Consider the following 22,439-nt stretch of genomic DNA (forward strand, 5'->3'; position numbering starts at 1 on the left):
AGAGATTAATACTATTAAGTAGGTAGGTGACCCCCAAAATGTGTGGATTTGTTGGTTGTATGCATCAAAAACCCAATCAAATGAATATAGACATGAAAGATCAAATAAATAAAATGAATACGCTTATTACACATAGAGGTCCGGATGATGAAGGTTATTATAATGATGCGTATGTCAATTTTGGTTTCAGACGACTCAGTATCATAGGAATCGAAAGTGGACACCAGCCCCTTTCTTATGAAAATGATCGGTATTGGATCATCTTCAATGGTGAAATCTATAACTATATAGAATTACGCGAAGAACTAATCCAAAAAGGTTATGAATTTACTACCGAATCGGACACAGAAGTCATCATTGCCCTGTTCAGTGACCAAAAGGAACGTATGGTGAGCAAATTAAGAGGCATGTTTGCTTTTGTCATCTGGGATAAAGTGGAGCAATCGATATTCGGGGCCAGAGATCAGTTTGGCATCAAGCCCTTCTTTTACTCAGAACAAGAGGAACTAACTTATTTTGCTTCAGAAAAGAAGAGTATTCTTCTAGCGATGGAAGGAAAGATAGATTCCGACTCCTTACAGCACTATCTTAGCTTTCAATATGTACCTGAACCCGATACGATGACAAGCCAAATTAAAAAACTAGCGCCAGGCCATTGCTTCACGAAAAAGCAAGGTGGCAAGATGAATATAAGCCGATATTGGGCACCGACTTTCAAACCGATGGACCTATCCGAAACACAACTTTCCAAGGAAATTCGTGATGTTTTAATAGATTCGGTGAATGTGCATATGCGAAGTGATGTACCGGTGGGATCGTTCCTATCCGGAGGCATTGATTCTTCGATCATCGTTTCCCTTGCCAAGGAGGTCAACCCCAAACTAAAAACGTTCTCTGTCGGTTTTGAACGGGATGGATTCAGTGAAGTCGACGTGGCGAAAGAAACAGCCCACGCCCTTAATCTAGAGAATATCAGCTATATCATTTCGCCTGAGGAATATCTTGCTGAACTCCCTAAAATCATTTGGCACATGGATGACCCACTGGCAGACCCAGCGGCCGTCCCTTTATATTTCGTGGCTCGTGAAGCCAGAAAACATGTAAAAGTGGTATTATCCGGTGAAGGGGCGGACGAGCTTTTCGGTGGTTATAATATCTATAGGGAACCTCAATCATTGAAAATGTTCAACCATATCCCGAATCCGATCAAACACCTGTTAAAAGTGATGAGTAGGATTTTACCGGATGGAGTGAAGGGGAAAAACTTCATTGAACGTGGTGTCACCCCTTTGCAAGAGAGGTACATCGGTAATGCAAAAATATTTGAAGAACGTGAAAAGAAATCATTGCTTTCGGAATATAAACCAAACTTGGGCTATACGACCGTGACTGATCCCATTTACAATCAATCCAGATCATATGATGCCGTTACGAAAATGCAGCATTTAGATATTCTTACTTGGCTGCAAGGAGACATTCTGTTGAAGGCCGACAAAATGACGATGGCTCACTCTCTTGAACTACGCGTTCCTTTCTTGGATAAAGAAGTGTTTAATGTCGCGACAAAGATTCATTCAGAGCAAAAGATCAAAAACAATACGACTAAATATATACTTCGTAAAGCAGCCGAGGGGATCGTCCCTGACCATGTATTAAATCGGAAGAAATTAGGATTCCCTGTGCCTATCCGCCATTGGTTAAAGGATGAAATGTATGATTGGGCCAACAATTTGATTCGTACTAGCCCCACAGATTATCTTTTAAATAAAAAAGCGATTTTTGACTTGATGCAGGAACATGTCGCTGGCAAAAAGGATAATAGCAGGAAGTTATGGACCATCATTGTATTTATGATTTGGCATCAAATTTATATAGAATATGCTTATGATTTTAACGATTTAGGTGAGAAACAAGAAAACAAAAAACAAGTTGTACTTACTTAATCGTTCATTCATAGCTATTCAACCTATCCCTATCAAGGCTTCGTCCGAGCCTTGATAGGGATATTTTCATTTATATTGATGCACGATAACAAAACGCGGCGCCCCACCTTTTATCAGAAATAAGAAAAGCACGCTAATGCATCACTTGATTTAATTCATAAATAGATTATCATTAGAAAGACTGAAATCTCATTACAAGCTGACAAGCGTACCATTGTCGTTGGCGGTGGACGTTTTTATTGCGACAACTAGAAGGAGCTACTAACATGAACCCATTACAAAAACGTTTTTCCCTAATTAGAGGTAAGTTCTTCGAGAGGGTCATCGACCGGATTACCCCTGAACTGACAGATATTCAACCCGAAGGATTTAATAATAATATTCACTGGCATCTTGGCCATACATTATTTGTAACGGAAAAGTTCTTGCTTGACCATCCGGCAGCAGGTAACTTGCCCGCCAATTACGCTGAATTCTTTGCTCAAGGAACCAGTCCTGCTGATTGGACGGATGAAGTCCCTTCTGTTGAAGTATTAATTGAGCAATTTAAAGAACAGCTTGATCGTCTTCTTGCCATTCCTGAAGAGCGTTTGGCCGAAAAACTCGAAGAACCATTCAAAGGGTTCGAAACATATGGGGAAATGGTGAACCTTGCCCTCTTCCATGAAACTTACCATATGGGCCAAATTCATGCGATGCTACGTGTGATTCACGCTGCAAAATGACATAAACAGAAGCCCCCGCTATCCTAAGCGGGGGCTTCTTACTTTTCTCATGTCAATTGATCATTAATGAAATTACTATAGGCTTGTTCCGCAGCCGCTTCTGATGAAAATAATGCATCATCATCTTCAATCGTATGAAAGGTATCGTTCAGGAATAAAGCGACTGCATTAGGATCTTTCGGATGCTGCACAATTTCTGCAGCCCTTACGTTTGAAACTGAGGGAACGTGCGGATTATTATAAATGACAAACACCTCATCGCCAACTTGTACTTCTTTTGCATTAATAACGTCCATTACATTCTTCCTTTCCTTAGGGATTTACTTAGTTTATGGATAATGAACGAAATTATTTATTGGAAAGATAAACCTGATCATACAAAAAAAGAACCCTCCATGATGGAAGGGAGCAGCATCTTTCACTTGAGCATATTCATCTTCTGTAAGAATCCAATCGGGTGCTGCTTGCGGAAGAACTCTTTCAACATATAGGCAATCCCGTCATCATCGTTCGAGCGGGTGACCCATTTGGCAGCTTTTTTGACTTCAGGGTCCGCATTTCCCATGGCAACACCCAAACCTGATCCCGCGATCATCTCTATATCATCCAGTCCGTCCCCAATCGATACGATTTCGGTCCGCTTCACGCCTAAATGATCCGCTAAATACAAAACGCCACTCCATTTTGAAACACCTCTCGGAACGATTGTCAGCCTGTGCCCAGGATTTGTAGTCACTTCAACTTCCGGAAACATGTCTTTTACCAGTTTGTGCATTTCCACTTGATCTTTCTGCTCAGTAAATATGATATCAACTTTTGTCGGGGACATAGGATGATCCATAAGCTCTTCGCTTATGTCATCCACATAGTTTTGGGCATAAATGTTTTGGTCATTCGTATACATGACCGTTTTACCGAGTAAGTTTTCCGGGAGATTAACTCGATTGCCAAGGGAGTACTTTTCATGATGGAGCATTATTTGGGAATTGGTCTTCTCCAGCATTTGCACGAGTTCCACGGTCAATTCTTCTGACATTCTTTTTACCATGATGGGTTTCTCGATGGATTCACCGACAAAAGCTCCGTGTTGGGCAACGATCATTGGATTTATTTTTAGGGCTTTGGCCACTTTTTTTGCAGAATGGTAGTTTCTTGACGTTACAAGTGCAACATGGACACCCTTATCGTGAACATACTCAATGGCCTCTTTGGTCGATTTATTTAAACGGCCATTGGACTGAAGCAATGTTCCATCAATGTTAACCGCTAATAGACGATATACCATGTAGATCTCCCCCATCTGTAATATCCTCTTTCAAATTTATGACTAAAATTTGTAGAGTAGAACAGGATCAGTTTGTCTTTCTTTTTCAAAAAAACTCCTTCGCCATAAGGCAAAGGAGTTTTTTTTGGTATTATTGCTGTTCAGCTGGGCCGTATAAATCTTCTAGTGGCTTCATGATGATTTTGTTAAGGTCGGCAATGACCATGCTCATCCGTTGTTCCGCTTCCATCAATTGAGAAATCGTTGGGTTCTGTTGAACAAGTTGCACAGTTTTTTGAGCTTGTGCCACTTCTTCGGGATCAATTTCCTGCCCCATCATTTGCTTTTGTTGCAATGTCATCTGCAAGTTACGGAAGTTTTCGAACATCCCTTTCGTAGCTGGGTCTGAATTGACTAAATCATATAACCGTTGCAAGTCTGCATATTCATTGCTTGATCGAATCGCTTTTTCCATTTCATATGCTGCATCATACACGTTACTCATAAAATTTTCCCCTCCCGGTAATCATTGTATTCCTACACCTTTCCCACTATAACAAATCCCTTTACTAATTACACGTCATCCTAATAAAACGGTCACAAATCCTTGGAATAGACCGATGATTCCACCAAGCAGGGCACCTAGATATGTGATCATCGATAATTCCTTCTTAGTGATGGAGACAACCATTTGCTCCAAGCGTGAAACGGAAAAGGAAGATACCTGTTCCTCCACGATATCATCCAAATGCAGTCGTTGGAAGAGTGGCTGGAAATGGACAATTAAATAGTCCGCGGCTTTTTCAACAAAAATCGGAACACCTTTGTTGACGATGGTATCCGCAAAACTAGCCGTCAGTTCACGAACCGGTTTTTCCATGATGGAAGCGACCGGAATCCATTCTCCCGTTTTTTCTGTAATCAGCGTGCGGATCGTGTCTTTTCCAATTAATCCTTCCACTTTCTCCATATCCCATTTTTCAAGGTTTCTCAACTCTTTTTCCATCATGACCGATAATAAGTCGACCGTCCGGGATTGATCAAAGAATTTAATGATCTCCGGCTGAATCTTATCGATCAACTTTTCATTTCCGATAAACATTTGAATCAAGTTAATCATTTTTCCTCGCTCTTTGAAAAAATCATCAAGCATTTCTTCGAGTCGTCCCTTGCCATCGGCACTGTTGAAGTATTCTTTCCCCTTCGTTACGATATATTTCGAAATGTCCGGGATTGATTTCACCGCTTTTTGCTGGATATTCAAAGGAATGATGTCTTGTAGACTCTTTCCTCGGTTTTCCGCTGCCCATGTTTCGTATTTACCAAGGACGAATGTCTGTAAACGCTGTTCCATTGTCAGGGAAGAATTCTTCATCCCCAATTGGTCCAACAGTTGTGCCGTACTTTTTTCCGTGGACAACGCCTTCTTCACTTCTGACTGTACGAAAATCTTCATATTCTTTATAGAGGCATCATTAATAACCTTACTTTGAATGCTCTCGGGTGTGATTAAATGTTCGACGACCAATTTCCCTAACTGCTTGGCTAACTCATCCTGCCGCTTCGGAATTAAACCCGGTGTCAACGGCACCTGCTTTCCAAAAATAAATATGGGCTTATAGGGTCTGAACAGCATGCGGATTGCCAATAAATTGGTGAACCCTCCTATGACTGCACCGACAACGACCATAAACAGTATTTTTACCCACAACTCATCCATGATGTTTTTCTCCTTTTATTGCTTGAAATAGGGGCTATATGACACGTTCTACTTTGAAAAACATAGAATGTGATATCCACTTTTGCCCATCATTTAATTATAAAAGGATATCAAACTTAGTGCAAACGGGGAATTATTATGACCTTGAAATACCAAAAAGTTTTTATTACGGTAAATTCAGCTGCTACAAGAAAGAAGGCACTGTTGTTTGTCGAAGAAAAACTATTTCAGGAATGGGACCTTCAATATGGAGAACCTCTTACGCTCATTGCCGGACGGCGTTCTGTCCCGGTACTTGTCCAAACATTCGCCTCACCGGAATCCACCATAAAGATCTCACATGATACGAACCAATTCTTATCTCTGCCTCCCTTCTCGGGGCCGGTCTCCGTTTCCTTTCATGCAGAGGAGAGAACGTTGCAAATAGCGCCTTTCCTTGCCGTCCTCATTAACCAGGGGCCCTTGCAGAGCGGCACATTCGGTGAAATGGAACCATTTTATCAGGAGATGATAGCCTATTGTAATCAAAAAGGCTTTCCTTTCTTTTTGGCAAAACCACAGCCACTTGCGGACGGGATCCTTACAGGATATTGGCCAGGGGCGAATGGGTGGGAGACCCTTGAGCTCCCCATTCCTGATGTGTTTTACAATCGGATCCACTCCCGGAAGGTGGAAGGAACACCACTATTCGAAAACTTTTCAACGGAATTGAAATCCCTTGCCATTCCCATGTTCAACGGGCGGTTCCTTTCCAAGCATGATGTGCATGAGCTTCTGCTCTCAGATTATACCCTGCTTCCACATTTACCCGAGACGGTGATGTTTAATGAACAGGAACCCTTCATGACATTTTTAGATAAGCATCCAGTAAGCTATCTAAAGCCCTCGACAGGCAGTCAGGGGCGGAATATCTGCAAGCTGACCGAATCATCGGGCAGATGGGTAATCGAGCATGCTGGAACAGAAAACAATATCCATACTATCGAAACGAAGGAGAAATTATTCTCGGCCTTGAAAAAGTTTTGCCGGAATCAAGCTTACATCCTTCAAAAGGGGATTTCCTTATTCGAGATCGATCAGAAATTAGTGGATTTCCGCATCCTGCTTCATAAAAACGGACAGCATCAATGGAAGGTCACCTCCATGGTTGCACGAATCGGGGATTCGGGAAATATCGTTTCTAACCTCGCACAAGGTGGTGTCATGAAGAACGGTTCCGACTTTTTAAAAGAGATCGTGGATCACCAAGAAGCCAAACGTTTATATCAAAGCCTCATCCGTTTAGCCAAGAAGACGGCAGTTGCGCTTGATGACAACCATCCGGAATTATTTGGGGAGCTGGGTATCGATTTAGCCCTTGATAGTAACAAGCATCCTTGGATCATAGAAGTGAATTCGAAGCCCTCAAAAAAATTCCAAGGTACCTATGAAACATTCCGGCCATCTGTAAAGTCGATTATTGAGTTTATGTATGCGATAAATGAGTGAAGACCATCCATAAAAGGAGTTGCTGGCACGTGTTAATAGGGCTAATGTCCACGAAAGATACACAAGAAAATCATTATTTCACCGAGCTAGCCAAGACGGCTAAAACCCTTGGCATGAATGTTTGTAAGTTCGTACCGGAAAATATGGACGTTGATTCGAAGAAAATCAAGGGCGAGCGCTTTGATGGGGAAAAAGAAGTTTGGCTTCCTGCTTCACTTGACCTTCCTGATTTTGTATATGACCGTTGTTTTCATGGCATTTCCCGTGAGCATAATGATATACGTGAGAAAATAAATTGGTTAAAAGAAAACTCGAATTTTCTTGGGCTTGGCCTCCCTGGCAAATGGGATGTTTACCGAACATTGAAAACCAATCCCCTGCTTCAAGCCTTTTTCCCAGAGACGGAGCGGGTCACGACACCTGAGCAAATAATCGAGCACATGGAACGCCTGGAAAAAATCATCATTAAGCCCGAGTTTGGATCAGGCGGTCTTGGCATTTACCTTCTGACGAAAACTAAGGAAGGCACAACCGTCTCCATGACCAAAAAAGGAACGAAATATGACCGCCAATTCGAATCAAAATCGCAACTGAATAAATGGCTACAGCACTTATTAACTCGCTATAGTTACCTATGTCAACCTTATTTAGAATTGAGCAACCAGAAGAACGAACCATTCGACTTACGGATTTTGCTTCAGAAAAACGAAAAAAACCAGTGGCTGGAACGGGGGCGGGGCATTCGTCTTGGGAAACAAGATCATATCACTTCCAATCTGACGACTGGCGGAGAAGCCTTATCGCTTGAAGACTTCATGAAAAAGAATCCTGATTCCATCCCGGTAACCGTCGAACAAACCATCCAGCATATCCTCCGGACTCTCCCTGTGGAGACGGAAGGCGCTTTTCAAAGGCTATTCGAACTTGGAATCGATTTAGGCATCGATAAGGCGGGGAAAATTTGGATTTTGGACATTAACTCCAAGCCCGGAAGAAAGATCATCCAAACACTCCAACCAGAGTCCATGAAAGAAATTTATCAAGCCCCGTTCAAATATTGCCAATATTTATCCGAACATCTTCTGAAAGCAGGTGAATGACCCATGCGAAAGACATACCCTGCAGAGATTGCCAACATCCCCGGCCACGTCCTTTTTTATCCGTCTGACCTTGGGGAACTGGGGGATATCGAATTAATTTATTTTGGGCAGCATTCCTGCCCTGCAGCCGTCAAGCCAAATCCAGCCATCAAGCAATCAATCGTACTCTCGAATAGTCTTGCAGATTCTTTGATGTTCAACGAGATCGATACTCCCCTTCATTTATTTATATACGGGAAGAGCCTTCATATCGGCCCGCTCATTGGAATTTTCTCATCAGGCTTCACAGGCATTTCCAATAAACCGCTTGGGGAACGTTCCGGCTTTTTTTCGAAATTACTTTCTCTCAGTCAAACAACCGGTTGTATCCCCTTTGTTTTCGGTGAGAATGTCATCAATTGGGATCAAGAAACGATTAAAGGATATGTATATGAGAAGGAAAACTGGCAGATCAATGAATTCCCTTTTCCCAACGTCGTATATGACCGGCTTCCCAACCGAATGACGGAAAACCGTGAGGGGCCAAAGGAAGTGAAGCAAAAGTTCCAAAAGGAATATAAGATTCCTTGGTACAATCCTGGTTTCTTCAATAAATGGGATGTTTACGAACGGTTGAATGCGGATGATCGGGCTTTGCCATTTTTACCGGAGACCTACCCTTTTCAATCTCTATCCGTCGTCGAGACGCTTCTGTCGCATTATCGCCAAGTCTATATCAAACCCATTCATGGTAGCCTTGGCCTCGGCATTCATCAAATTCTGTATGATAAGCATGAAAATGTCTACTATTGCCGGTATAAAAATGAGGAACAGGAAAACAAATTACAAAAGTTTTCCACACTCGAATCCATCCTCAAACATGTATTTCATAATCGACCGCTTGAGAACCTGATCGTTCAACAAGGCATCCCGTTAATCCGCTCTTCAAAGCGGCCAGTGGATTTCAGGGTCCATACGAACAAGGACAGCAATGGGGTTTGGCAAGTGACGGCCATCGCCGCAAAAGTTTCCGGGGCTGGCAGTGTGACGACCCATATTAAAAGCGGCGGGGTCATCAAGACGGTTGCCGAACTATACGGAGATGACGAAGAAGCTAAACGGATCGAGGAAAAGCTATCAGAAGCCGCTCTTATATTAAGTGAAAGCATCGAGGAGCACCTAGATGGCATCATAGGAGAAATCGGCTTCGATTTCGGATTGGATAAAAAAGGGCAAGTATGGATGTTCGAAGCTAATTCTAAACCAGGCCGTTCTATCTTTTCCCATCCAAAGTTAAAGGAATTTGAACTTTTAACCAGGAAGCTCAGCCTTGATTATGCCATTTATCTTACCGAACAGACGATTTCACAAACGATTGGTACACAGAAATGAACATTTTTTATGATGTTCCCTCTGAGAGATGGAGCCATAACGAGGAAGATATGCAGCTATATGCGGGAGCCGCGAATGAGGAAATCCCTTTTAAGCAGGACACCCAGGATCAGACACTTTTTCCGATTACTTTATTTCCGGGAAACCGGGTGCTAGTCGTTGGTATCTTGACCTCTCTAGATCCAAAGAAGGAATCAGGTATAGGGGGGAATTTGACACTTTTTCAGAATTTATCTCAATATTTATCGAATCATGGGATATTGGCCTATGTATTCACGGTTGAATCCTTGCTTTCCAACTACATGAAAGGCTTCATCTTTTCTCCACAAACGAACACATGGAATGAGGTAAAATTACCACTGCCCGATATCGTTTATAATCGCATTCCCAAAAGGGGATTCGAAGCATCGGAAAGTTTTCAAGAACTCCTTTCCTTTTTTAAAGAACATCGTATCACTTTATTCAACCCTCATTTTTTAGATAAGTACTTGATGTACGAAGCATTGACGGAAGATGGATCTCTAGCCCGCCATCTTCCATCGACCATAGACCTATCCGACCCTACCCAACTAGCGGACTTCTTACATTTCCACAAACATATTTATTTGAAACCATGCAAAGGAAGCCAAGGTAAGGGCATCTACACCCTGCTAGAAAAACCTGATGGCACCCTCCAATTCAATAGCCTGAAACATCAGGAATTGTATTCTGATTTCTCCGCGTTTTGGGAAGCCAATAAGGCGTCGCTCAAAAAGAGGGGGTATCTGGCCCAACGAGCGGTCATTCCAAAGAAACTGAATGGACACCGATACGATTACCGTATTCTTGTTCATTATGAAAATGGGTTTTATAAAGTGACCGGCAAGGGCGTGAGGATGTCGCAAACCCAGGAAATCACAACCCATACACCAAGGGGGGGAAAGCTTTTTCCCTATCAGCAGCTACAAACGAGGCCGTTAAACAGGAAGTTGGCGAACATTGCGCAAAGATGTGGAATCATCCTCTCCAGGAAGTTTGGCTTTCTTGGGGAATTCTCCATTGATATCGGGGAAGATACATCCGGTGCTCTATTCATTTATGAAGTCAATTCAAAACCCATGCAATTTGATGAAGAGGAAATTGAAGCGAGCCGCCTACTACATTTAAAAAACCTGTTCATTGAATTAACTTTTCCGAATCACATAAGAAAATAACCTCCATCCTGCTTTTTCCATTATAATGAAATGAGAAACAGCGATATGGAGGTTATACATATGATTACGCATTTTCAATGGAAGCCGTTGCACAAGAATTTACCTGGCTGGAAGATTTCCTTTTACTTCAATAAATTGGCCGTCCAAGCCCTCTATCATAAAGATGGGTCCATTGAGTGGTTAACCAATCCGCCTGTAGAGTCAGAGGAAGAAAAACTCAAGGGCATGATTCATGATTTAATGGTGTACCACGTGTACGACTAAATAGAATAAAGAATCCCTCTTTGGCTAACACTAATAAAAAGCCAAGGAGGGATTTCATTTGGATAAAGAAAAGATTACATTTCTGAAGGATACCGAGTATGACGGTAAGGATTCTGTATATCTCGATATCGATCGTATCATCAATGAAGGACTTGCTGGCGGAAACGTCTATGAAGCCGCGGACACCTTGAACATTGAGGAAGCCCATGACTTTCATGATGAAACGGAACCGAACATCAATAAAGATTGAAAACAAGGGCTTCCCTTATGGGCGGCTCTTTACTTGATTTCTTGATAGCCGAATATTTCTAGATTCACTTGGCTAAAGGCTCTTTCAAGATTTGCTTCGTATTCTTTCCTATCTTCTACGTTTTTGCCATGAACCTGGATTTCCTCAATCAAGCTTGCTCGGCAATCATCTAAAGATATCATTTCTTCCACACAAAAGTTACGCATGATTTGCGCTTTTAAATAGTCCGTAAAATGCTCAACTGTACCAAACAATGATATGGCCCCCTATGATAGCTGTCCTGTCTAATTAACAGGATTCTTTTTGAATATTGTCCAATATGGACTTGTAAAAAACAAAAAACAACTTCCCATTCAGAAGTTGTTAGAGTGCAAACGAAACATAACAAAAATGACCATGATTCCCCATTTTTCTACAAAAATAAGAAAGCATGTTCTTGCTAATTTTTCGCACTTAACACCCCCTATCCTCGTAGGTTTCTGGCGTTGTGCTAAAAACGGGCAGGTCTCCTGGCTCATGATCATCGCTTTTCGAACCTTCCCATCTTTTCTTGCAAAAAAGACAGTGGCATTCCTTCGAATCGCTCTCATTTACAGTTGCGGGACAGCGTCGGATTCTAACCGACTTCCCTTTTAAGCAGATAAGCTACACTTTCTTATCTGCACCCATTTCTAGACGAAATACTATTTTTCAGTTTAACTGTATCAAATTTTCACTAGGATTACAATGAGGCTCCTGCCTTGTTCTTGGGCCCTATCTATCCTCTTTCCTCTTATTCATCATTTCTTCCTGTCCTCTGAATACACCCTACTCTCTTTCAGGATCGATGTAATGATATGCTCCGAATCCCATTCATGACCGGATATCTCGATAAGCGGATACCGATTAGGCAACACGTTTTGCTGAATTTCATGGACTTCCAATCCTTGATCATGCAAACGCAGAATTTCACCGCGCAGATTTTCCAAGTAACTGAGCTTTCTTTCAAACATTTCCTTTCCGTTCGGGACATATCCGGCATGGCAGCAAAAGACCTCTTTAAAATCATACTGAAGCAGTTTCTTGATGGATTCCATGATGACCGGGATAGATTCTTCCCTTAAAACTAGCTTCGTTTTCGGCGTTACAAACAGGTCACCCGAAAACAGCATGCCATTACTATGGTTCAGGTAAACCATATGGTCCCTCGAATGCCCTGGCGTAAAGATTGGCTCCCATGTTTGAGTGCGTGAATGGACGACCCCTCCTAATGGTTCTGCCTTGAAGGCATCCCTATCTCCCCAAAAAACTCTACGGTAAACGGGATATTCTGCATCCTTTGCACAAATATCGAGGGACATCGGATGAATATAGATGGGAACGTTCCTATGTTCCTGTATCCATGCGGCCCCACCCGTATGGTCCTCATGATAATGCGTCAGCGCAACCATATCGTAATCAGCGGTTTCAAAGAATGGAGTAAGTTCCTTCAACAAGATTTTTGCACCCGTATCAACTAACATGCCATCGGTTAAGAACACATTCACGCTCATGCCTGATTTGTTTCCTTCCGGTGTCCCTTTTACGCAAACCACATCGTTTATCGTTTTCATTTCCAGCATGACTTTCCACCCCAATCATTTTTTTGGAAAAACTCATCATCCTTTATTTACTAATTTACTTACAATAAATGTATTATCTCTCCATACTTTTTACAAGTATAATATTTTTTCTAATGATGGGAGTGATCAAAGTCCATATTCTTACGCAGACAGGCCATGTAAGATCCGGGACGTTCCGTGTAACTTAGCAAATGGCCACTATAATCTGGGCAAGTAGATCGTTTGATTCATAATCTTGATAAAATTCAAAAAATAATTGACATTACTGTATTTAACAAATAATATAGATTATATTAAAAAAATAATAAAATACTAAAATAGTAATTAACTTATCAAGAGTGACTGAGGGACCAGGCCCTATGACGTCCGGCAACCGCCCCACATCGGGAATGGTGCCCCTTCCTGCAGAATGAAATACCATTCTGAAAGATAAGACGGGATATAATTTCGCTGCCTCTTTCTGAATGATAGAGGTAGCTTTTTTATGTATAAGGAGGATAGCATCATGATTGAAATTCGTTCAGTTCGAAAGGAATATATCTCGAAGAATACCCGAGTTATCGGAGTGGATAATGTATCTTTAACCATTCAAACGGGAGAGGTTTATGGGATTGTCGGGTATAGCGGCGCGGGAAAGAGTTCATTGATTCGCTGTCTGAATCTTCTTGAGCGTCCGACCAATGGTAGCATCATCATCGATGGCGTCGACTTAACAACCTTATCAAGCCAGGAGCTTCGCAAACAACGCCAGAAAATCGGCATGATATTTCAGCATTTTTCCCTAGTCAGTTCCAAAACGGTTTTTGACAATATCTCCTTCGCCTTGAAAGCCGCCCATCAACCAAAGGAGGTCATTACTAACCGCGTTCTGGAACTTTTGGATATCGTTGGCCTTCGGGATAAAAAAGATGTTTATCCGGCTCAACTCAGTGGCGGACAAAAACAGCGGGTAGGCATTGCACGGGCCTTAGCGAATGACCCTACCGTCCTATTATGTGATGAAGCGACATCAGCCCTTGATCCAACCACTACGAAGTCGATCTTACAGTTGTTGAAAAAGATCAATAAAGAACTGGGCATCACCATCGTGCTGATCACCCATGAAATGGAAGTGGTCAAGGAACTGTGCCATCGTGTCTCCGTCATGCAAGATGGACGAATTATTGAAGATGGCCCTGTTTATGAAATATTTTCACAACCCAAACAAGAACTGACTAAGCAGTTCATCAGCAGCGTGCTGGATTTTGAACTTCCTCCCCACCTTATAAGGGAAAACAAAGGAACGATTATCAAAATACAATTTGAAGGGCAAACCGCTGGTGAATCGATTCTCTCGGATACTCTACAAAACTATTCTGTCAGAGGGAATATCCTGCACGGGAAAATTGAATATATCCAGGATATCCCTCTAGGAATCTTGATCATCGAATTGATTGGTGAGCCTGAAGAAGTGCAAGTAGCCCTTGAATACATAATAAGCCGGACCCGATCCGTGGAGGTGTTAAAGCATGTCACTGCTTGATTCCATCATCAATATTTTGCCTGACCTTAATAAAGCCTTTCTGGAAACGATTTATATGGTCGGAATTTCCCTTGCGGTTGCCCTCCTGATTGGACTGCCTCTAGGAGTATTGCTGTTTACGACGACCAGGAATTTGTTCTTTGAAAATATCACGTTGAATCGGTCCCTCGGTTTCGTGGTTAATCTAGTCCGCTCGATTCCGTTTATCATTCTTTTAGTCGCTTTGCTTCCTTTAACCGAATTCCTTACCGGGTCAACGATTGGACCGCTAGCGGCTTCCGTTTCCCTATCAGTCTCCGCCATACCTTTTTTCGCTAGGATCGTAGAATCTACATTGAGGGAAATAGATAAGGGAGTGATCGAAGCCGCGATCGCCGTGGGCGCTTCCCCATGGATGATCATCAAGGATGTGCTTCTTCCTGAAGCAAGGCCTGGAATCATCCAAGGCGTGACATTAACGACGATATCACTCATCGGCTTCTCGGCTATGGCAGGAACAATCGGCGGAGGAGGAATCGGTGACCTCGCGATTCGTTTCGGCTATTACCGTTATGACAACACGATCATGATCACAACGGTGGTCGTTCTGATCTGTCTTGTCCAAATCATCCAAATGATAGGCGATAAGGCCTCTCACTATGTAAACAAACGATAAGATTCATGAATGTTAACGATGACACTACATTAAACAAGGAGGAATTTTTCATGAAAAAAATCACTTCATTATTATCTATATGTGCATTAGCCCTTGGGTTGTCAGCTTGCGGAAATGACGATGCGACAACTAAAACGGAGGACAAGAAAGAATTAAAAATCGGGGCAACGACTGGCCCTTATGCCGACATGGTCATAGAAGCCATACAACCCGGACTTGAAGACCTTGGCTACAAAGTGGACATCGTCGAATTCAGTGATTATATCCAGCCGAATAAATCACTTGGTAATGGTTCGATCGATGCCAACCTCTTTCAGCATAAAGTGTATATGGATAATTTCGCAAAGGAACATGACTTAGAGCTCTCTGACCTTATTATTGTTCCAACGGCACCGATGGGCATTTACTCCACGGAATACAAATCATTGACCGATATTAAAAATGGTGCGACCATCGCCGTTCCCAATGACCCAGTCAACCTCTCCCGTGCACTTAAAGTTTTATTGGATGAGGGCCTGATTGACGTGGATCCGGATGTTGATCCATTAAGAATATCTGAGAAAGATGTAACAAAGAATCCGAAGAACATTCAATTCGAACCACTGGAATCGGCACAATTACCTCGTGCAACGGACAGTGTTGACCTATCGGCCGTTCCTGGTAACTTTGCGATTGCCGCCAAAATGGACCTTCAAGATGCTCTTGCATTAGAAAACATGCCAGATACGTATCGCAATGTCGTGGCTGTAAACACTAAGGATAAAGACGCCCAATTTGCAAAAGATATCAAATCAGTTGTAGAAAGTGCCGAATTCGAAAAGGTGATTGATGACAAGTTCCAAGGCTTCGGTAAACCCGATTGGATGAAATAAGGAAACAGCAAGTATGGGTCTGCTCCTGTCTGGGGCAGGCCTTTACTGATTAACAATACCTACGAACGCAGTCATTGTTTTCTTTTCCGCTTTGCCCTTTTTGGATATAATGGAATGGAAAGAAGGTGAACATGATGCTTAATAAGCTTAAACATACATTCCCAAACTCCCTTTCAGATAAAAAAGATGCACAGGACATCTCGGCATATTTCTGGTTGGAAGATCCATTCGGCCATACAATTGGCATTCCCCGCTCAGACATATCGGCGGAGGGAATCCGTTTGCTTACGCTACTCTTTGACACTCCATCACTCCAAAGTCCAAACACCTCCACTACCCAAAAAACTACTTGGAATGATTTTTTATTTGGGCCGCGTGCCTCCCAGCCCCTAACGAACTGGGAGAATGTCCGGTTCACCTACTTTAACCTGGCCCATGGGGATTTTTCACACGATCATTTCGAGGAAGCGATTCTCTCATTCGTACCATCCGATTCCATCCTGGTCTGGGAGAATGAAACGGCGGGAACCTTAATTGAATCAGACATGGATGAACCCTTATCGACGCATGATTTTCTCGCCATCTCATCTACACTCGAGAGTGACTTTTACGTGAAGATCAGGGTCTATGCCGGTCGATTTCACCCTGTCGATGCGGACCTTCATCACCATCTGATACAAGAGAGAAAATGTTTCACACTTTCTTTGCTCCATCTATCCGATGTTAAGGTGACGGAATTACCCAATATTATCCCCTACGCACTCATGAATGCCTGTACTGACATGGATAAAAGATGGTACATCAATGAATTGCTTGGCAAGACGCGGCAGGATCATGAATTGATCAAAACGGTTAAAACGTATATCGAATGTAATTCCAACGCCTCATTGGCAGCTAAACAACTTTATATCCATCGGAACAGCCTGCAATACAGGATAGATAAATTCGCTGAAAAAACAGGACTGGATGTACGGAATTTTCCGCATGCTTTGGCTGCCTACCTCCTCATTCTCTTAAATGAGCAAAAAGGATAATTATCCCTTTTGTGCAGTGTGCCCATATTTATTTCAGTATTGATAGAGTAGACTATAAATATCATTACGAATTTAGGAGTTTAAGAGGAGGAATAGTTCATGGCAGAGTTAGTATTGGATCATATCTTCAAGATTTATGATAATAAGGTGACAGCCGTTAAAGACTTCAACCTTAGCGTGGCCGATAAGGAATTCATTGTTTTCGTCGGACCCTCGGGGTGTGGAAAGTCGACCACTTTAAGGATGATTGCCGGCCTTGAGGACATCTCCCAAGGGGATCTTTTTATAGATGGCAAGCGGGTCAATGATGTGCCTCCAAAAGATCGGGACATTGCGATGGTTTTCCAGAACTACGCTTTATATCCTCATATGACCGTCTATGACAATATGGCTTTTGGACTGAAGCTAAGGAAAACGCCGAAGAAGGAAATCAAGCAACGCGTCCATGATGCTGCCAAGATCCTTGGACTTGAAGACTTCTTACAACGGAAGCCTAAAGCCCTTTCTGGCGGGCAGCGCCAGCGTGTGGCACTTGGAAGGGCCATTGTTCGGGATGCCAAAGTCTTCTTGATGGATGAGCCCCTTTCCAACCTTGATGCAAAACTTCGGGTACAAATGCGCGCAGAAATCGCTAAACTGCACAAACGGATCAATACAACAACGATTTATGTCACCCATGACCAAACAGAAGCCATGACCATGGCCACCCGGCTTGTAGTCATGAAGGATGGCATCATCCAGCAAGTGGGTGCACCGAAAGATGTCTATGAAAAGCCTGTAAATGTTTTCGTAGGCGGATTCATCGGCTCACCTGCCATGAACTTCTTTACAGGTACCTTGCAGGATGGATTCATTCAAATTGGGGAGCAAACACTTGAGGTGCCTCCTTTCAAAATGGATACGCTTCGTAATCAAGGCTATATCGGAAAAGACATCATTCTTGGCATCCGGCCTGAGGATTTCCATAACGAAGAAACGTTCATTTCCGCATCGCCCACTTCAACATTCACGGCTCAAGTCGATGTGGCCGAGCTAATGGGTGCCGAAATCATGCTCTATTCGACATTCGCCGGACAGGACTTTGTTGCCAGGGTGGATGCCAAACATATCATCCAGGCTGGTGATGCCATTGACCTGGCCCTTGATATGAATAAAACCCATTTCTTTGATAAAGAGTCCGAGCAACGTATTTTTGACGAAGAATCAGAAATGGAAGGCAACCAGCAAACGAAGATGGCTTAAGTAATTACTTTTTGATTTGGATTTGCATCCAAATGGGGGAAGCCTTATCGACCAAGGCTTCCCTCAACTTATTTCTCAAATCGAACCAATGTCTTTTCAGGCATTTCAATCGAATCAACATTCAATGTATCCATTTTTAACGTTAACTCACCTACTCGTTTTTCTTTCTCCTCCCCTACCCAGCAACTATACAATTCGAAATACTCACCTTTCTCAAGATAGTCATTCATCATTTCACATAATGCCGTAAGCTTCTTTTTTGATTCAAAACACTGGCTTGGACTCATATCTTTTGAAATTTCAATTCCCCAGTCGGATGACACTTCATAAACAAACTGTGCCGTGAATTGATACTTTTTTACATGTTGTTTGTCGTATTTACTTGAAAAACAATCTCCAATCTGAATTAAGGCGTTATGCTCTTCATCTTCACTAAGACGGAGTTCCACGTTACACCCAATATAGCTCGCTAAACTCACATTACATGCTCCTTTATACTCCTCTTTTCCTCGATATATGGACGATCCGCCGAACTATTCTATTCCAAAAACTTACCTCATCCACTTCTATCGACCCGCTCCACGTTTCTTTTTTCAGCTTCATTATCCTGCGTCTAATCGCCTGCCTACCACGAAGCAATAAGACTTTAAAATATGGCATTCACGTTCATCACTTCATAACGATTCATGAGGTAGTCCTCCCATCCAAGGTAGGGATCTTAATTAGCCCAACGCTTCTTCAACATTCCATTCAACTTTTCAGATCCGAACAGCATGGCCATCACATAAACCAGAGCAAAGTACGGAAATACATCAAGCGTAGTGTACGAAGCAATTAACCCTAGAAAGGGCGGCAAAAGGGTGGTCCCCGTGTATGCCACAGCCATTTGATATCCTATGATGGACGGTGAATGGGTTTTACCGAACCTGGCGGGGGTCTCATGAATCATGCAAGGATAAATGGGGGCCAAGCCCAATCCGACTATAACAAAACCGACAAGCGACATCGTAACCGGCAAGGGCAGGATAAGGAGTACCGTCCCAATAAGTGCTGCAATCTGTCCCAATCGGATCATGAGCTGATGGTTGGTGACCTTCAAAAGAATAAATCCTGTTATAAGCCGTCCTAGCATAATACCCGTATAGAAAAAAGAGACCCCTTGAGCGGCCAAAGCAGCTGACATGCCCTTGCTATTCACAAGATAGCTGCTTCCCCACAGTCCTAACGTTGATTCAACGCCGCAATAGAAAAAGAACGTGAACAATGCATACTTGACTCCTTTGATTTTAAGCGGCCTTTCCTTGGATACCCGTTCTTCCAAGTAATCCGGATTCACTGTGCTACCTTCATCGATTGGCACCCTCCGAGAGACTAGCTTCCATAATGGAAGGGTTAACACGAGTAAAAGGGCTAGGGTGAACTGGATATAGGAAATGGTTACATAACCAGCTCTCCATGTGCCTTGATTAGCCATATAATAAGACATCATGATGGGTCCTATGCTTGCCCCCACTCCCCAAAAGCAATGAAGCCAGTTCATATGATGGGCTTTATAATGCAACGCCACGTAGTTATTCAGCGCAGCGTCGATAGCTCCTGCACCCAGCCCCAAAGGGATCGCACAGATAATAAGCCAATCCAGAGAGGGAGAATAGGCAATGCCAAATAAGGCCACCGCTGTCAGGGCCACACTTATACACGTGACCTTTCCCGTCCCCAGTCGTTTATTTAACCAGCCGCTAGCCAGGCTTGAGAAAATGGTCCCTGCTGCAACAATCATATAAAGTAAGCCTGCAGTCTCCAGTGGCTGGTCATAATCAGACTGCATGACCGGCCAGGCAGCACCCAGTAAGGAATCTGGAAGACCCAGGCTTATGAAAGCCAAGTAAATCATAACCAATAAGAGCATTGCCAAGGTTACCACCCTACTTTCCATTCTCCACGAATAACTCACTACCATAACATTATACGGCGAGACAAGCCCACTATCCCTCTATTTTTCCACTATGAATTTCCAATTCCAAGTTTAGGTAACCTCCTTTTCATGAAAAAATGATCCACATAAAAAAGAGACTTCTCATTTTTATGAAAAAGTCTCGATCATTAATTATTCTAAGGTCTCACCCTATTATTCAAGAACTCTATTCCTGTACCAAAATCACTTCATCGTGTCCGCAGTTGGGGCACTTCATAATATGCGGGCATTGTCCCTTTTGAAGGGATTCGGGAAAACCGTCATTTTTTTTCAATGTATCAATATCCATATAAGCACTGTAATCATCGGCATAATCCATCAATTTCCCTTGATCTTCAAGGTCACTACTGCATTTAGGGCATTCCAAATGCATTTTTCTAAGACCATTGCATAGTGGACATAAAGACATGACCATTCCTCCTGTTCGATTTATCTAGTTTAAGTATTCGTTTATTCCATCATTTTAACACATTAAAACATCCTCCCTACATGCGAGGAAGGATGCTTACCTGTTGATTATTTATTGACCATGTTAGCAGGGTCAACCCATGCTTTGAATTCATCTTCCGTTAGGAATTCAAGTTTCAACGCCGCTTCTTTCAAAGTGGAGTTGTCTTTGAATGCAGTTTTCGCAATTTTAGCCGCTTTTTCATACCCGATATGTGGGTTCAATGCCGTTACGAGCATAAGAGAACGATCAACATTTTCTTTGATCTTATCTTCATTCGCTGTAATTCCTACCGCACAGTTATCATTGAAGGAATGAATGCCATCAGTCAATAATTTAACGGTTTGCAGGAAGTTGTAAATGATGACCGGTTTGAAAACGTTCAATTCAAAGTTCCCTTGGCTTGCTGCAAAACCGATTGTAGCATCATTTCCGACAACTTGTGTCGCAATCATTGTCATTGCTTCACATTGGGTCGGATTCACTTTACCTGGCATGATGGAGCTGCCTGGCTCATTTTCAGGAATGGCGATTTCACCGATTCCGCTTCTTGGGCCACTTGCCAGCCATCTAACATCATTGGCAATCTTCATTAAATCAGCAGCCAATGCTTTAAGAGCACCGTGTGCATAAACAATTTCGTTATGGCTTGTTAAAGCATGGAACTTATTATCCGATGTGACAAATGAATGTCCTGTATCCGCTGCGATTTGTTTAGCAGAAAGTGCCGGGAATTCTTTTTTCGTATTGATTCCAGTCCCTACAGCCGTACCGCCCAATGCAAGGTTCAATAATTTTTGGCTACTTTCTTCGATCATCGCCAAATCTTTATCAAGCATTGCTTTCCAACCGGAGATTTCTTGGCCAAGAGTTAGTGGTGTCGCATCTTGAAGATGGGTACGTCCAATTTTCACGACATCCCAGAATTCTTTTTCTTTGGCTTCGAATGTGTCACGAAGCACTTTAATGGCCGGTACCAATTTTTCGGCAACTTCCATATAAGCTGCGATATGCATGGCTGTCGGGAATGTATCGTTAGAGCTTTGTGCTTTGTTAACATCATCATTCGGGTGAAGCATCTCAGTTTCGCCTTTTTCCTCTAACCATTTATTCCCTTTGTTTGCGACCACTTCATTCACGTTCATATTACTTTGTGTGCCGCTACCTGTTTGCCAGACGACAAGTGGGAAATGTTCGTCAAGCGTCCCTTCAAGGATTTCACCACAAATTTTAACGATGGCATCCTTCTTCACTTCTGAAAGATCGCCAAGTTCAAAATTCACTTTTGCTGCCGCTTGTTTTACGTAAGCAAATGCATGAACTAATTCAATCGGCATTTTTTCATAACCGATTTTGAAGTTATTACGGCTTCTTTCCGTTTGAGCACCCCAGTACTTATCAGCAGGAACTTTTACTTCCCCCATTGTATCTCGTTCGATTCTATATTCCATGTGTTCTCCTCCTATATTCGCACTATCCACTGAGAAACAATATGTATATGTAATGAATAATGACGTTTTATATGATCCCCTATATATTGTACAAACTTTATTATTGTAAAGCAAAAAAAACGGAACACAAATGACCTTTTCCTTCAGAAAAGTCCGTTTAATCTGAATCCGGTTCTATTACTCTGTTGAATTCGTAATTTTATAATGATAAACATGATACATGTTCCAGTTTGTCGACAAAAGGGGTCCGGAATGATTTCATTCCGGACCCCTTTTTGATATTTTCTTGAAATTTCGCTCAAAATTTAGAATATAGGTCTC

23 protein-coding genes and 2 riboswitches are annotated in these 22,439 nt (G+C 42.4%); of the genes, 13 read left to right on the top strand and 10 right to left on the bottom strand.

Going from position 1 to position 22,439, the window contains the following annotated elements; all coding sequences use genetic code 11:
- The first annotated feature begins 38 nt into the window (after window positions 1–38).
- Both asnB and ACQKL6_RS18135 read left to right on the top strand, forming a co-directional pair.
- Window positions 39–1,943 carry an asparagine synthase (glutamine-hydrolyzing) gene (asnB, locus tag ACQKL6_RS18130; RefSeq protein WP_403123529.1) on the top strand — a complete coding sequence of 635 codons (1,905 nt, stop codon included), beginning with the start codon at window positions 39–41 and terminating at the stop codon, window positions 1,941–1,943.
- 266 nt (window positions 1,944–2,209) lie between these two features.
- Window positions 2,210–2,668: a DinB family protein gene (locus ACQKL6_RS18135; protein WP_402955670.1), complete on the top strand. Its 459-nt coding sequence runs from the start codon at window positions 2,210–2,212 to the stop codon at window positions 2,666–2,668.
- A gap of 47 nt (window positions 2,669–2,715) precedes the next feature.
- Here the strand turns inward: ACQKL6_RS18135 and ACQKL6_RS18140 are convergent, their stop codons facing one another.
- From ACQKL6_RS18140 to ACQKL6_RS18155, 4 genes are all read right to left on the bottom strand, one after another.
- On the bottom strand, window positions 2,716–2,964 hold the full coding sequence (locus ACQKL6_RS18140; RefSeq protein ID WP_402867683.1) for a transcriptional regulator SplA domain-containing protein: 249 nt from the start codon (window positions 2,962–2,964) through the stop codon (window positions 2,716–2,718).
- Between the two features lie 122 nt (window positions 2,965–3,086).
- Window positions 3,087–3,953: a Cof-type HAD-IIB family hydrolase gene (locus tag ACQKL6_RS18145; RefSeq protein ID WP_427651672.1), complete on the bottom strand. Its 867-nt coding sequence runs from the start codon at window positions 3,951–3,953 to the stop codon at window positions 3,087–3,089.
- Window positions 3,954–4,083: 130 nt separating this feature from the next.
- Window positions 4,084–4,437 (bottom strand): YlbF family regulator, encoded by a 354-nt coding sequence (locus ACQKL6_RS18150; protein WP_402867681.1) that lies wholly within the window; start codon window positions 4,435–4,437, stop codon window positions 4,084–4,086.
- 75 nt (window positions 4,438–4,512) lie between these two features.
- Entirely contained in the window at window positions 4,513–5,652 is a 1,140-nt protein-coding gene (locus tag ACQKL6_RS18155) for a DUF445 domain-containing protein (protein ID WP_402867680.1), read from the bottom strand.
- 138 nt (window positions 5,653–5,790) lie between these two features.
- On the opposite strand from ACQKL6_RS18155, the gene ACQKL6_RS18160 reads away from it, so the two are divergent.
- From ACQKL6_RS18160 to ACQKL6_RS18185, 6 genes are read left to right on the top strand one after another with little or no spacing between them, the layout of a single operon-like run.
- On the top strand, window positions 5,791–7,140 hold the full coding sequence (locus ACQKL6_RS18160; protein WP_427651674.1) for a YheC/YheD family protein: 1,350 nt from the start codon (window positions 5,791–5,793) through the stop codon (window positions 7,138–7,140).
- A gap of 29 nt (window positions 7,141–7,169) precedes the next feature.
- On the top strand, window positions 7,170–8,240 hold the full coding sequence (locus ACQKL6_RS18165; RefSeq protein ID WP_402867678.1) for a YheC/YheD family protein: 1,071 nt from the start codon (window positions 7,170–7,172) through the stop codon (window positions 8,238–8,240).
- 3 nt (window positions 8,241–8,243) lie between these two features.
- Window positions 8,244–9,611 (top strand): YheC/YheD family protein, encoded by a 1,368-nt coding sequence (locus ACQKL6_RS18170; protein ID WP_402867677.1) that lies wholly within the window; start codon window positions 8,244–8,246, stop codon window positions 9,609–9,611.
- A complete protein-coding gene (locus ACQKL6_RS18175; protein ID WP_427651675.1) occupies window positions 9,608–10,804 on the top strand; it encodes a YheC/YheD family protein in 1,197 nt (398 codons plus the stop codon). The genes ACQKL6_RS18170 and ACQKL6_RS18175 overlap by 4 nt, the downstream gene beginning before the upstream one ends.
- A 60-nt stretch (window positions 10,805–10,864) precedes the next feature.
- The gene (locus tag ACQKL6_RS18180; protein WP_402867675.1) at window positions 10,865–11,068 is read left to right on the top strand and encodes a YheE family protein; all 204 of its coding nucleotides are present in this window, start codon (window positions 10,865–10,867) and stop codon (window positions 11,066–11,068) included.
- Window positions 11,069–11,126: 58 nt separating this feature from the next.
- Entirely contained in the window at window positions 11,127–11,318 is a 192-nt protein-coding gene (locus ACQKL6_RS18185; RefSeq protein WP_402867674.1) for a hypothetical protein, read from the top strand.
- Window positions 11,319–11,347: 29 nt separating this feature from the next.
- Here the strand turns inward: ACQKL6_RS18185 and ACQKL6_RS18190 are convergent, their stop codons facing one another.
- Window positions 11,348–11,572 carry a hypothetical protein gene (locus tag ACQKL6_RS18190; protein ID WP_402867673.1) on the bottom strand — a complete coding sequence of 75 codons (225 nt, stop codon included), beginning with the start codon at window positions 11,570–11,572 and terminating at the stop codon, window positions 11,348–11,350.
- A 228-nt stretch (window positions 11,573–11,800) separates the two neighbouring features.
- Window positions 11,801–12,002, bottom strand: a riboswitch (cobalamin riboswitch).
- A 95-nt stretch (window positions 12,003–12,097) separates the two neighbouring features.
- Entirely contained in the window at window positions 12,098–12,919 is an 822-nt protein-coding gene (locus tag ACQKL6_RS18195) for an MBL fold metallo-hydrolase (RefSeq protein ID WP_427651677.1), read from the bottom strand.
- A 326-nt stretch (window positions 12,920–13,245) separates the two neighbouring features.
- Window positions 13,246–13,355: riboswitch (SAM riboswitch) on the top strand.
- A 69-nt stretch (window positions 13,356–13,424) separates the two neighbouring features.
- On the opposite strand from ACQKL6_RS18195, the gene ACQKL6_RS18200 reads away from it, so the two are divergent.
- From ACQKL6_RS18200 to ACQKL6_RS18220, 5 genes are all read left to right on the top strand, one after another.
- Complete coding sequence (locus tag ACQKL6_RS18200; RefSeq protein WP_427651678.1) at window positions 13,425–14,441, top strand: methionine ABC transporter ATP-binding protein; 1,017 nt, start codon at window positions 13,425–13,427, stop codon at window positions 14,439–14,441.
- Window positions 14,428–15,096, top strand: a complete 669-nt coding sequence (locus tag ACQKL6_RS18205; protein ID WP_402955640.1) for a methionine ABC transporter permease — start codon at window positions 14,428–14,430, stop codon at window positions 15,094–15,096. The genes ACQKL6_RS18200 and ACQKL6_RS18205 overlap by 14 nt, the downstream gene beginning before the upstream one ends.
- Before the next feature lie 50 nt (window positions 15,097–15,146).
- Window positions 15,147–15,968 carry a MetQ/NlpA family ABC transporter substrate-binding protein gene (locus ACQKL6_RS18210; protein ID WP_402955637.1) on the top strand — a complete coding sequence of 274 codons (822 nt, stop codon included), beginning with the start codon at window positions 15,147–15,149 and terminating at the stop codon, window positions 15,966–15,968.
- 134 nt (window positions 15,969–16,102) lie between these two features.
- Entirely contained in the window at window positions 16,103–17,002 is a 900-nt protein-coding gene (locus ACQKL6_RS18215) for a PucR family transcriptional regulator (protein WP_427651680.1), read from the top strand.
- Between the two features lie 99 nt (window positions 17,003–17,101).
- Window positions 17,102–18,244: an ABC transporter ATP-binding protein gene (locus ACQKL6_RS18220; RefSeq protein WP_402867667.1), complete on the top strand. Its 1,143-nt coding sequence runs from the start codon at window positions 17,102–17,104 to the stop codon at window positions 18,242–18,244.
- Window positions 18,245–18,312: 68 nt separating this feature from the next.
- On the opposite strand, the gene ACQKL6_RS18225 is transcribed toward ACQKL6_RS18220, so the two are convergent.
- The 4 genes from ACQKL6_RS18225 to fumC all read right to left on the bottom strand — a co-directional run bounded on the left by ACQKL6_RS18225 (window position 18,313) and on the right by fumC (window position 22,118).
- Complete coding sequence (locus tag ACQKL6_RS18225) at window positions 18,313–18,723, bottom strand: hypothetical protein (RefSeq protein ID WP_402867666.1); 411 nt, start codon at window positions 18,721–18,723, stop codon at window positions 18,313–18,315.
- Between the two features lie 239 nt (window positions 18,724–18,962).
- On the bottom strand, window positions 18,963–20,159 hold the full coding sequence (locus ACQKL6_RS18230) for an MFS transporter (RefSeq protein WP_402867665.1): 1,197 nt from the start codon (window positions 20,157–20,159) through the stop codon (window positions 18,963–18,965).
- Window positions 20,160–20,385: 226 nt separating this feature from the next.
- Window positions 20,386–20,628, bottom strand: coding sequence for a hypothetical protein (locus ACQKL6_RS18235; protein WP_402867664.1), 243 nt, complete (start codon window positions 20,626–20,628; stop codon window positions 20,386–20,388).
- A 107-nt stretch (window positions 20,629–20,735) separates the two neighbouring features.
- Window positions 20,736–22,118 carry a class II fumarate hydratase gene (gene fumC / locus ACQKL6_RS18240; protein ID WP_402867663.1) on the bottom strand — a complete coding sequence of 461 codons (1,383 nt, stop codon included), beginning with the start codon at window positions 22,116–22,118 and terminating at the stop codon, window positions 20,736–20,738.
- Window positions 22,119–22,439 lie beyond the last annotated feature (321 nt).

It is taken from the genome of Peribacillus sp. NPDC097197 (assembly GCF_050278025.1).
Lineage (GTDB): Bacteria > Bacillota > Bacilli > Bacillales > DSM-1321 > Peribacillus.

Coding starts and splice junctions, on each gene's coding strand:
- ACQKL6_RS18160 (WP_427651674.1), top strand. CDS start 5,791: ATGACCTTGAAATACCAAAAAGTTTTTATTACGGTAAATTCAGCTGCT.
- ACQKL6_RS18155 (WP_402867680.1), bottom strand. CDS start 5,652: ATGGATGAGTTGTGGGTAAAAATACTGTTTATGGTCGTTGTCGGTGCA.
- ACQKL6_RS18205 (WP_402955640.1), top strand. CDS start 14,428: ATGTCACTGCTTGATTCCATCATCAATATTTTGCCTGACCTTAATAAA.
- ACQKL6_RS18215 (WP_427651680.1), top strand. CDS start 16,103: ATGCTTAATAAGCTTAAACATACATTCCCAAACTCCCTTTCAGATAAA.
- ACQKL6_RS18150 (WP_402867681.1), bottom strand. CDS start 4,437: ATGAGTAACGTGTATGATGCAGCATATGAAATGGAAAAAGCGATTCGA.
- ACQKL6_RS18175 (WP_427651675.1), top strand. CDS start 9,608: ATGAACATTTTTTATGATGTTCCCTCTGAGAGATGGAGCCATAACGAG.
- ACQKL6_RS18210 (WP_402955637.1), top strand. CDS start 15,147: ATGAAAAAAATCACTTCATTATTATCTATATGTGCATTAGCCCTTGGG.
- ACQKL6_RS18220 (WP_402867667.1), top strand. CDS start 17,102: ATGGCAGAGTTAGTATTGGATCATATCTTCAAGATTTATGATAATAAG.
- ACQKL6_RS18170 (WP_402867677.1), top strand. CDS start 8,244: ATGCGAAAGACATACCCTGCAGAGATTGCCAACATCCCCGGCCACGTC.
- ACQKL6_RS18135 (WP_402955670.1), top strand. CDS start 2,210: ATGAACCCATTACAAAAACGTTTTTCCCTAATTAGAGGTAAGTTCTTC.
- ACQKL6_RS18145 (WP_427651672.1), bottom strand. CDS start 3,953: ATGGTATATCGTCTATTAGCGGTTAACATTGATGGAACATTGCTTCAG.
- ACQKL6_RS18235 (WP_402867664.1), bottom strand. CDS start 20,628: ATGTCTTTATGTCCACTATGCAATGGTCTTAGAAAAATGCATTTGGAA.
- ACQKL6_RS18180 (WP_402867675.1), top strand. CDS start 10,865: ATGATTACGCATTTTCAATGGAAGCCGTTGCACAAGAATTTACCTGGC.
- ACQKL6_RS18140 (WP_402867683.1), bottom strand. CDS start 2,964: ATGGACGTTATTAATGCAAAAGAAGTACAAGTTGGCGATGAGGTGTTT.
- fumC (WP_402867663.1), bottom strand. CDS start 22,118: ATGGAATATAGAATCGAACGAGATACAATGGGGGAAGTAAAAGTTCCT.
- asnB (WP_403123529.1), top strand. CDS start 39: ATGTGTGGATTTGTTGGTTGTATGCATCAAAAACCCAATCAAATGAAT.
- ACQKL6_RS18200 (WP_427651678.1), top strand. CDS start 13,425: ATGATTGAAATTCGTTCAGTTCGAAAGGAATATATCTCGAAGAATACC.
- ACQKL6_RS18195 (WP_427651677.1), bottom strand. CDS start 12,919: ATGCTGGAAATGAAAACGATAAACGATGTGGTTTGCGTAAAAGGGACA.